The organism is Streptosporangium sp. NPDC051023, assembly GCF_040689595.1.
GTDB lineage: Bacteria > Actinomycetota > Actinomycetes > Streptosporangiales > Streptosporangiaceae > Streptosporangium.
Map to the genome: position 1 here is coordinate 1 of NZ_JBFBCE010000156.1, position 9,646 is coordinate 9,646.

The 9,646-nt window shown below is 72.0% G+C and carries 10 protein-coding genes; 8 read left to right on the forward strand and 2 right to left on the reverse strand.

Translation table 11 applies throughout. The features are described 5' to 3' along the window. The 5 genes from AB0395_RS46575 to AB0395_RS46595 form a co-directional block, all read left to right on the forward strand. Nucleotides 1–651: CbtA family protein (locus AB0395_RS46575; protein ID WP_366294301.1), on the forward strand; the 651-nt coding region annotated here is incomplete at its 5' end. Beyond that, nucleotides 651–1,211, forward strand: coding sequence for a histidine phosphatase family protein (locus AB0395_RS46580; protein WP_366294304.1), 561 nt, complete (start codon nt 651–653; stop codon nt 1,209–1,211). The genes AB0395_RS46575 and AB0395_RS46580, both read left to right, overlap by 1 nt. Nucleotides 1,212–1,233: 22 nt before the next feature. Next, the gene (locus AB0395_RS46585) at nt 1,234–3,405 is read left to right on the forward strand and encodes a VWA domain-containing protein (protein ID WP_366294307.1); all 2,172 of its coding nucleotides are present in this window, start codon (nt 1,234–1,236) and stop codon (nt 3,403–3,405) included. Nucleotides 3,406–3,568: 163 nt separating this feature from the next. Then, nucleotides 3,569–4,171 carry a cob(I)yrinic acid a,c-diamide adenosyltransferase gene (cobO, locus tag AB0395_RS46590; protein ID WP_366294310.1) on the forward strand — a complete coding sequence of 201 codons (603 nt, stop codon included), beginning with the start codon at nt 3,569–3,571 and terminating at the stop codon, nt 4,169–4,171. Continuing rightward, complete coding sequence (locus AB0395_RS46595; protein ID WP_366294313.1) at nt 4,165–5,472, forward strand: cobyrinate a,c-diamide synthase; 1,308 nt, start codon at nt 4,165–4,167, stop codon at nt 5,470–5,472. Before cobO ends, AB0395_RS46595 begins: the two co-directional genes overlap by 7 nt. A gap of 153 nt (nt 5,473–5,625) precedes the next feature. Here AB0395_RS46595 and AB0395_RS46600 read toward each other — a convergent pair whose 3' ends face one another. Next, on the reverse strand, nt 5,626–6,420 hold the full coding sequence (locus tag AB0395_RS46600) for a serine/threonine-protein kinase (RefSeq protein ID WP_366294316.1): 795 nt from the start codon (nt 6,418–6,420) through the stop codon (nt 5,626–5,628). A gap of 153 nt (nt 6,421–6,573) precedes the next feature. Further along, the gene (locus AB0395_RS46605; RefSeq protein ID WP_366294319.1) at nt 6,574–6,948 is read right to left on the reverse strand and encodes a hypothetical protein; all 375 of its coding nucleotides are present in this window, start codon (nt 6,946–6,948) and stop codon (nt 6,574–6,576) included. Between the two features lie 258 nt (nt 6,949–7,206). On the opposite strand from AB0395_RS46605, the gene AB0395_RS46610 reads away from it, so the two are divergent. From AB0395_RS46610 to prcA, 3 genes are all read left to right on the forward strand, one after another. After that, nucleotides 7,207–7,416 carry a ubiquitin-like protein Pup gene (locus AB0395_RS46610; RefSeq protein WP_363949074.1) on the forward strand — a complete coding sequence of 70 codons (210 nt, stop codon included), beginning with the start codon at nt 7,207–7,209 and terminating at the stop codon, nt 7,414–7,416. A 508-nt stretch (nt 7,417–7,924) separates the two neighbouring features. Next, on the forward strand, nt 7,925–8,743 hold the full coding sequence (gene prcB / locus AB0395_RS46615) for a proteasome subunit beta (protein ID WP_366294322.1): 819 nt from the start codon (nt 7,925–7,927) through the stop codon (nt 8,741–8,743). Between the two features lie 25 nt (nt 8,744–8,768). Further along, nucleotides 8,769–9,557 carry a proteasome subunit alpha gene (prcA, locus tag AB0395_RS46620; RefSeq protein ID WP_366294325.1) on the forward strand — a complete coding sequence of 263 codons (789 nt, stop codon included), beginning with the start codon at nt 8,769–8,771 and terminating at the stop codon, nt 9,555–9,557. Nucleotides 9,558–9,646 lie beyond the last annotated feature (89 nt).

Below are 9,646 nucleotides of genomic sequence, written 5' to 3' on the forward strand. Positions count from 1 at the left end.
CCCGGGCCCCCCGCGCTGGCGGAGGCGGCCGCGGCCGCTCCCTCCAGCGCGGGATCCCACTCCCACGAGGCGGCCGAACCCGCTCACTCCCACGAGGAGGGGGAGGAACTGGTCAGCAGGAACGGCCAGCGGTTCGGGCTCTTCCTCGCCCTCGCCCTGTACGGCCTGGCCGTCGGAGGCCTGTTCGCCCTCGCGTACGCGGGGGTGCGCGGCCGGGTCGGGCCCAGATCGGAGCCGGTGCTCGCGGTCACCCTCGCGGCGGCGGCGTTCGTCGCGATCGTCCTGGTGCCCTTCCTGAAGTATCCCGCGAACCCGCCCGCCGTCGGCGACCCCGAGACGATCAACCAGCGCACGGTGCTCTACCTGACCGCTGTCGTCATCGGGATACTCGCCGTCGGCGCCGGTGTCGCCGCCCACCGGTATCTCTCCTCAAGCGAGCCGTGGCTGCGCTGGCTGGCCGGTGGCGCGGCCCTGCTGGTGCCGGTCGCGGCGGCCTGGATCTTCCTGCCGGGGATCAACGAGGTGCCTCGGGGCTTCCCCGCCGATCTCCTGTGGGACTTCCGCATCGCCTCCCTCGGGACCCAGGCGGTGTTCTGGCTTGGTGTCGGCGCGTTCTTCGCCTTCGCCGCGCGCAGGCGCAGCCCGGTGTGATGACCCCCTCGGGGGTCGCACGACTGCTGCTCGTCTGTCATGCCTCGACGCGGGCGACGGTGCGGGCCGCCTTTCCCGGAGACGAACCGCTCGACGGGAACGGCCTGCGCCGTGCCGCGGGCCTGGCCCCGCGGATCGGCCCCGGCAGGGCGGTCCGCGGGACCGAGCTGCGCTGTGCGCAGACGGCCGAGGCACTCGGCCTGCGGGCCGAGCCCGAGCCGTTGCTCGCCGACTGCGACTACGGCCGGTGGAGCGGCACGACGCTCACCGAGGTCGAGGCCGGGGAGCCGGAGGCGCTCGCGGCCTGGCTCACCGACCCCGAGGCCGCGCCGCACGGCGGGGAGCCGATCGCCGCGCTTCTCGACCGGGTCGCGGGCTGGCTCGCCGCCCTCGAACCCGGCAGGACCGTCGCCGTCACCCACGCCCCGGTCATCCGCGCCGCGGTCGTCCACGCCCTCGACGCCCCGGCGCTCTCCTTCTGGCGCGTCGATGTCGCGCCCCTCGCCATGGTCGCCCTCACCGGGCGAGGCGGACGCTGGCGGCTGAGTTACCCCGCATGACGACACCCAAGGAGCCCCCAAGGTGCGTGACCCGCGTTATCCCTTCACCGCGATCGTGGGGTCGGAGGACCTCAAGCTCGCCCTGATCCTGAACGCCGTCTCCCCCGGTGTCGGCGGGGTCCTGGTCAGAGGGGAGAAGGGGACCGCCAAGTCCACGATCGTGCGGGCCCTGGCCGCGTTGCTGCCTCCGGTCGAGGTGGTGCGTGGCTGCCGTTTCTCCTGCGACCCCGCCGCCCCCGACCCCGAGTGCCCCGACGGGCCCCACGAGGCCGGCGCGGCGCCGCTGCAGGCCCCGCCGGGCCCACTGGGCGCGATAGGCGCGGCAGGCGCGGTACGGCCCGCGAGGCTCGTCGAGCTGCCGGTCGGCGCCTCTGAGGACCGTCTCGCCGGCTCACTCGACCTCGAACGAGCGCTCACCGAGGGTGTGAAGGCCTTCGAGCCGGGGCTCCTCGCGGGCGCTCACCGGGGCGTCCTCTACGTCGACGAGGTCAACCTGCTCCACGACCATCTGGTGGACCTGCTGCTCGACGCCGCCGCGCTTGGCACCTGTTACGTCGAGCGCGAGGGCGTCTCGGTACGGCACGCCGCCAGGTTCCTGCTGGTGGGGACCATGAACCCGGAGGAGGGCGAGCTACGTCCCCAGCTTCTCGACAGGTTCGGGCTGACCGTCGAGGTCAGGGCGTCACGGGAGGTGTCCCAGCGCGCCGAGGTGGTACGGCGGCGCCTGGCGTTCGAAGCCGACCCGGTCGCCTTCGCCGCCCGGTGGGAGGCGGAGGAGCGAACGCTGGCCGCGCGCATCGCCGAGGCCAGGTCCCGGGTCGCGGGTGTCGCCCTGCCGGATTCCGCGCTGCGGCAGATCGCCACGGTCTGCGCCGCGTTCGAGGTCGATGGGCTGCGGGCCGACCTGGTCACCGCCAGGGCGGCGATCGCGCACGCCGCCTGGCGGGGCGGAACCGTCGTCACGGCCGACGATGTCCGTGAGGCGGCCAGGCTCGCCCTCCCGCACCGCCGCCGCCGCGACCCCTTCGACGCGCCCGGCCTGGACGAGTCCAGACTGGAGGACCTTCTCAGCCAGGTCCCCGACGAGCCCGACGACCCCGGAGACGGACCTGAGGGCCCCGGGGGCGGCCAGGGCGACGGTCCCGGCGATGGTCCCAGCGGCGATGGTCCCAGCGATGACGGTCCCAGCGACGGTGGTTCCGACGACGACGGCGGTTCCGGTGACGACGGCGACGCGCGGGACGCGGGCGCCCCCGGCGCCGAGGACTCGCCCGCTGTGGACCCCGGCGCTCTCCCCGTCCCCCGGGACACGGAAACGGGCGCCTCGCCCGCGAGCCCGGCACCGGCACCGGCACCGCCTCCCGCGAGCGCGCAGGCCGCGGGACGCGAGCGGGTTTTCGACGCCGACCCCGCGCGTCGCGCCAGGCTGTTCACCGTGCCCGGTCTCGGCGCCGGAGCCCCGGGACGGCGATCGAGGGCCGCGACCCCTCTGGGGCGCGCCACCGGCGCCAGGATCCCCCAGGGGCGGCCCGCCTCCCTCCACCTGCAGGCGACCGTCGCGGCCGCCGCGCCGTACCAGGCGGAACGCGGCAGGAGCGGGCCGGGGCTGCTGCTGCGGCGCGAGGACCTCAGGGAGGCGGCACGCGAGGGCAGGGAGGGCAACCTGGTGCTGTTCGTCGTGGACGCGAGTGGGTCCATGGCGGCGAGACAGCGCATGCGCGCCGTCAAGAGCGCCGTGCTCGGCCTGCTCCTCGACGCCTACCAGCGCCGCGACAAGGTCGGGCTGGTCACCTTCCGTGGCGCCCGCGCCGACCTCGTGCTGCCGCCGACCTCCTCGGTTGAGGCCGGCGCCGCCCGGCTGCGCGAGCTGCCGACGGGCGGCCGCACCCCGCTGGCCGCCGGGCTGCTCCGCGCCGCGGAGGTCCTGCGGGTCGAGCGTCTGCGCGACCCGTCGAGGCGCCCGCTGCTGGTCCTGGTCACCGATGGGCGGGCCACCTCTGGCACCGTCGAGGAGTCCCACAGGGCCGCCGGGCTGCTGGCGGGGGTGGCCTCGGTGGTGGTGGACTGCGAGGGCGGGCACATCCGTCTCGGCCTGGCCGGGGCCCTGGCGCGGCGGATGGGCGCGGAGACCGTGCGCCTGGACGACCTCACCGACCTCGCCGGGATGATCAGGGAGAGGCGGGCCGCAGCGTGACGGCGAGTCCCTGCCCGGCCCGGGGCATGGTCTCCGGCGACGGCGGCTGACAGGTCGTGAGACCGAGAAGAGCGGCCCGGCCCCCGGCGAGACCCGCGGGAGGCGGCCACAGTGAAGCCGCAGCGAAGTCACAGAGCCATACGAGACCGAAAGGCGGATGACGATGCCGCAGGGTAAGCCGGTCAGCGTCCCCGAGGACGGGCTGACCACCCGGCAGCGCCGTACCCGGCCGTTGCTGATCGTCCACACCGGCCCGGGCAAGGGCAAGTCGACCGCCGCCTTCGGCCTGGCCCTGCGGGCCTGGAACCAGGGCTGGCCGATCGGCGTGTTCCAGTTCGTCAAGTCCGCCAAGTGGCGCATCGGCGAGGAACGCGCCCTGCGCGTCCTGGGCGACTCCGGTGAGGGCGGCTCGGTCTCCTGGCACAAGATGGGGGAGGGCTGGTCCTGGATCCAGCGTCCCGGCAGCGAGGAGGACCACGCCGCCGACGCCCGCGAGGGCTGGGAGCAGATCAAGCGCGACCTCGCCGCGGAGACGTTCCGCCTGTACGTGCTCGATGAGTTCACCTACCCGATGAAGTGGGGCTGGATCGACGTCGACGAGGTCGTCGCCACGCTGGCGGCGCGGCCGGGCGGCCAGCATGTCGTCGTCACCGGACGCGACGCCGATCCCCGCCTGCTCGACGCCGCGGACCTCGTGACGGAGATGGGCAAGGTCAAGCACCCCATGGACGCCGGGCAGAAAGGGCAGAAAGGCATCGAATGGTAGCCCGTCTGGTGATCGCGGCTCCCGCCTCCGGGGCGGGGAAGACCACGGTCGCGACCGGGCTGATGGCGGCGCTCACCCGGCGGGGCATGGCGGTCTCCCCGCACAAGGTGGGACCCGACTACATCGACCCCAGCTACCACGCCATGGCCACCGGGCGCCCCGGGCGCAACCTCGACCCGTGGCTGGTGGGTGAGGAACTCATCGCCCCGTTGTTCCTGCACGGCGCGGCCGGGGCCGACCTCGCTGTCGTCGAGGGGGTGATGGGTCTCTACGACGGAGCGGGCGCGAGCGAGTTCGCCTCGACCGCGCACGTCGCCAGGCTCCTGGACGCCCCGGTCGTCCTGGTGGTCGACGCGGCCAAGCAGAGCCGGTCCGTCGCGGCGCTCGTGCACGGGTTCGCCTCCTACGACACCCGGCTCAGGTTCGGCGGGGTGATCCTCAACCGGGTCGGCTCCGCCAGGCACGAGGACCTCTGCCGCGAGGCCCTCGCGGAGAGCGGCGTCCCGGTGCTGGGCGCGATCCACCGCAGCGACGCCGTCACCACCCCCTCCCGCCACCTCGGCCTGGTGCCCGTCGCGGAGCGCAGGACGCAGGCCACCAGGGCCATGGACGCCGTCGCGGACCTCGTCGCCGCCTCGTGTGACCTGGAGGAGCTCGTACGGCTCGCCCGCACCGCCCCCGCGCTGCCCGCGGAGCCGTGGACCCCGGGGCCCGCCGCTCCCGTCACCACGAGGGTCGCGGTCGCCGGAGGCCAGGCGTTCACCTTCGGCTACACCGAGCAGGCCGAGTTGCTGGCGGCCGCGGGGGCCGAGGTCGTCACCTTCGACCCCCTGACCGACGAGACCCTGCCCGAGGGGACGGGGGGAGTGGTCATCGGCGGGGGTTTCCCCGAGGTCTACGCGGCCGAGCTGTCGGCGAACGAGCCGCTGCGCAAGGAGGTCTCCGCGTTCGGCGGGCCGATCTCCGCCGAGTGCGCCGGCCTGCTCTACCTGGCCAGGCGGCTGGACGGCAGGCCGATGTGCGGGGTCCTCGACCTGGAGGCAAGGATGACCGGGACCCTCACCCTGGGTTACCGCGACGCGGTCGCGGTCGCGGACTCGGCGCTGACCAGGGCCGGTGAGCGCTATCGCGGCCACGAGTTCCACCGCACCGCCGTCGAGCCCGTGCCCGAGCGGCCCCTGTTCCGCTGGAGGGGCGGCGCCGACGGGTTCGCCACGGGCCTGGTCGTTGCCTCCTACCTGCACCTGCACTGGGCGGGCAGTCCGGATCTGGCGGCCCGGTTCGTCGAGGCGTGCCGCTGACGGCCCACCGAAACCCATTGATCTACATTGTAAAGGTGTTGGGTTCCGTGCCGCCGCGACAACCGCGGAGCGGCGCCGCAGACGTGATGACGGGGACGCCAAGGAGCGACCCGTCCCGGCGCCGGGACGGGCGTGCTCAGGGCGGGCGACGGGTCAGGCGGCGCTGAAGCAGCCGACCTTGGCCAGCATGGCCGAGGTCTGCTCGGCGCTCAGCCGCGCCCTGGGGTCCTTGCGGAGCAGCCCGCGCAGGATCGGCTCGAGCGCGCCCGCCCGCTGCGGTGCGCGTGCCGGCTCGCGCAGCGCCTCGACCAGGGCGGGCATCGAGTTCACCGTCCTGAACGGGGTTCTGCCCTCGACCGCCATGTAGAGGGTTGCCCCGAACGACCACATGTCCGCCTCGCGCGTCCCGCCCCGGCCGTGCAGGGTCTCCGGCGCGATGAACGCCGGAGTGCCGCGCATCGAGGTGCCCGCCGCGCCCTCGGGGGCGGCGAAGCCGAAGTCCGCCAGCACCACCCGGTCGCCCGTCAGCATGATGTTGGCGGGTTTGATGTCACGATGGATCACGCCGCCGTCGTGCGCGTGCCGCAACGCGTCGAGCAGTTTGCGTCCCATCGCCGCGACCAGGTCGGCCGGGAGCGGTCCCGCCTGCACGAGCGTGTCGTGCAGGGTGAGCGCCTCGAGGAACTCCATGACGATCCAGAGGCGCTCGGACTCCTCGGCCAGGTTGTGCACGGTCACGATGCCCCTGTGGCTGAGCCGCGCGGCCATCCGCGCCTCGCGCACCACCCGCCGCCGTTGCTCCGCCGCGGCCGGTCCCGGGGGTAGGGCGATCTCCTTGAGCGCCACCGCCCGTTCGAGGAGAAGGTCGTAGGCGCGCCAGACCACGCCCGTCGCTCCCCGGCCGACAGGGGAAAGAAGCTTGTAACGGCTGGCGACGATGGTGCTCACTCCCCAATGATCGCAGTTTTAGGCTCCGTTGGCCTACTTGGAACGATCCTGACTCGCCGAAGGTGGCGGACAAATTCTGATTCGCCGCTGATTCGCTCCTGATCCGCCACCGCTTCATTCCCGATTCGCTGCTGATTCGCGCCGTCAGGGCGGTCAGATGAGGCCGATGCCGAGCAGTATTGCGCCGGTGCCCAGGCAGACGCCTCCGGCCGCGGTGAGCCAGATCAGTTTGTTCGGCTTGGTGTCGGAGGGGCGGACGACGGAGAGGAAGAAACCGAGCGGCATCAGGATCGGCGCCGCCGCGATCAGGATTCTGACCAGGGTCCTCGTGCCCTCCGTCAGTGCCGCCTGGTCGACGTAGAGCATCGCGACGAGTGCGAAGAGGACCAGGACGCCGGCGTGGGCGTGCCCGGCCCGCCACAGGCCGCGCCGTACCGGGTTGTCGAGGTAGCCGGGGATGTTGCGCATGATGTGCGCCAGCAGGGAGATCCCGCCGAAGGCGACGGCGGGCACGGTGATCAAGAGCACTCCTGTGGTGCTCAGCGACGACGGCGACATGGGGGACCTCTCGTTGGACAGTTGTGCTACCCAATCATTGGATAGAGATGCTATCTAGTCAAGTGCCGAAGGATTTGCCGCCGGACGGCTCGAGCGGGTTGGCTTGTGGGCAGGGCCCGGAAGTGACTCCGGCGGGCTCTCGTAAAGATCGAGGACGATCCACGCGAAATGTCTGCCGGTTCGGGGAAGATATGGGGCAGAGACGTCCCCCATGTGGAGGTGCCACAGATGGCTAGTAAGGACACCGGAGGTCAGAAGCAGACCGGTCGGACCGACAGGGAAGTCGAGGAGACCGCCCCGGCGGACTCCACCGACGTCCAGGACCGTCACGAGAAGCTCTCCGACGACGTCGACGCCATTCTCGACGAGATCGACGAGGTTCTCGAGGAGAACGCGGAAGAGTTCGTCAGGTCGTATGTCCAGAAGGGTGGCCAGTAGGCGGCCACCCGCGTGCGTGGTCTGGGGTGAGGACAGAGTCATCACGAGCTCAGGGCCGAGCGGGGTGAGGCCGCGCGCAGCGGCACCGGGCCCCCGGGGGCACTAACGACGTTTGGGAACGTAGGGAAAACGAGGGGCACGCCGGATCAGGGCGTCAGCACACCGCGAACGACGGGCCAACCGGCCGTCGCCGGTCCCGTCACGCCCTGATGGCGCGGACCGGCGGTCGTGGACGGCCTCGGGGCGCCGAGACGCGGGAAGAGTCCTGGTTCGCGGCGAGAAGACCGATCCGGGGGACCGGGCCGGGAGGACCGGGCCGGGGAGGCCGCGGGTGTTGGCGGGGGTCGCCCGCCCGGTCGTAAAGATTCAATGAGCCGTGCCGCGGGGGTTCGCGCTGAGCTGATCCAGGGAAGTGCATGCAGCACGGCAAGATGAGTAAGGTCGGGCCTTATAGGACCGCACCTTTGGAGGGAGTCGCGTGGGATCGCACAGGGACCTGCCCGCCGGCATGGTGAATCACATCTTCACGAACAGCGGCATTTCCTCGTTCACTGAGTTCGTCGGCTCCTACGCGCCGGACTTGTTGCCCGGTAGACGCGAGACCCTGGCAGCCCCGGTCGGCGACCATGTTCCACATGCGACCACGATCGTCGCCGCGACCTGCGCGGGCGGTGTGGTGATGGCCGGTGACCGCCGGGCGACCTCGGGGAACATCATCTCCCAGCGAGACATGGAGAAGGTGTTCCGGACCGACGACTACTCGTGCATGGGCATCGCCGGGGCGGCGAGCACCGGCATCGAGATGGCCCGCCTCTACCGGGTCGAGCTCGAGCACTACGAGAAGATGGAGGGGCGCACGCTCTCCGTCGCGGGAAAGGCCAACCGGCTCGCCACCATGATCCGCGGCAATCTCGGCATGGCGATGCAGGGACTGGTCGTGGTGCCGCTGTTCGCCGCCTACGATCCCGAGATCGACGGCGGCCGGATCTTCGGCTACGACGTCGGCGGTGGTCCGTACGAGCAGCAGCAGTACCACTCGATCGGTTCTGGCTCGATCTTCGCGCGCGGTTCGCTGAAGAAGCTCTACCGGGAGAACTCCTCGCCCGAGGAGACCGTTCTGGCGCTCATCAACGCGCTGTACGACGCTGCCGACGACGACTCGGCGACCGGCGGCCCCGACGTCACCCGTAAGATCTGGCCCGTCGTAGTGCAGATCACCGCTGACGGCTTCACCCGTCTGTCCGACGAGGAGGTCGGCGGTCACGTCCAGACCGTCCTCGAAGGGCGCATGAGCTCCCCCGACGGCCCCGTCGCCCCGCTGCGCTAACACGAGAGGATCACCCCAGGTGTCCATGCCCTTTGGATATGTCTCGCCCGAGCAGCAGATGCGGGACAAGGCGGACTACGCGCGTAAGGGGATCGCGCGAGGCCGCAGCGTCGTCGTTCTGCAGTACGAGCACGGCATCCTGTTCGTCGCCCCCAACCCCTCCCGGGCCCTGCACAAGATCAGCGAGATCTACGACAAGATCGGGTTCGCCGCGGTCGGCCGCTACAACGAGTTCGAGGCGCTGCGCCTCGGCGGCATCCGCTACGCCGACATCAACGGCTACAACTACGCCAGGGACGACGTCACCGCGCGTGGCCTGGCCAACCTCTACGCGCAGAACCTCGGCCAGATCTTCACCGAGTCGCCGAAGCCGTTCGAGGTCGAGCTCGTGGTCGCGGAGGTCGGTGACTCCTCAGAGGAGGACCACATCTACCGCCTCACCTTCGACGGTTCGGTCTTCGACGAGACCGGCCTGGTGGCGATGGGCGGCCAGGCGGAGGCGGTTGCGAGCAGGCTCAAGGAGCGCTATCGCGATGGGCTGCCGCTGGCCGAGGCACTTGAGGCGGCGCTGTTCGCGCTCACCGAGCCCGGCGGCGAGCGTCCTCCGGCCAGCCAGCTCGAGGTCGCGGTGCTCGACCGCAACCGGCCGCACCGCAAGTTCCTGCGGCTGAACGGCCCGAGGCTGGAGCGCGTGCTGGCCGAGGGAGCGGGGGCGGCACCCCCGGAGGCTCCCGAGGTGCCCGGGACGTCGCAGACGCCCGGCCTTCCTCCGACCGCGCCCGAGGGCGACATCGACACCGGTTCGGACGGCTGACGAGCCGGTCCGCGACGATGGAGCGCCGCGCCCCCGGGGGGCGCGGCGCATCGCGGTGGGAAGGATCACATCGCGTGTGGCCAACCCGA

What these genes read in the sequence shown, in the direction of transcription:
- AB0395_RS46580 (WP_366294304.1), top strand. Translation starts at nt 651, where the DNA reads ATGACCCCCTCGGGGGTCGCACGACTGCTGCTCGTCTGTCATGCCTCG.
- cobO (WP_366294310.1), top strand. Translation starts at nt 3,569, where the DNA reads ATGCCGCAGGGTAAGCCGGTCAGCGTCCCCGAGGACGGGCTGACCACC.
- AB0395_RS46595 (WP_366294313.1), top strand. Translation starts at nt 4,165, where the DNA reads ATGGTAGCCCGTCTGGTGATCGCGGCTCCCGCCTCCGGGGCGGGGAAG.
- AB0395_RS46610 (WP_363949074.1), top strand. Translation starts at nt 7,207, where the DNA reads ATGGCTAGTAAGGACACCGGAGGTCAGAAGCAGACCGGTCGGACCGAC.
- prcB (WP_366294322.1), top strand. Translation starts at nt 7,925, where the DNA reads ATGGTGAATCACATCTTCACGAACAGCGGCATTTCCTCGTTCACTGAG.
- prcA (WP_366294325.1), top strand. Translation starts at nt 8,769, where the DNA reads ATGCCCTTTGGATATGTCTCGCCCGAGCAGCAGATGCGGGACAAGGCG.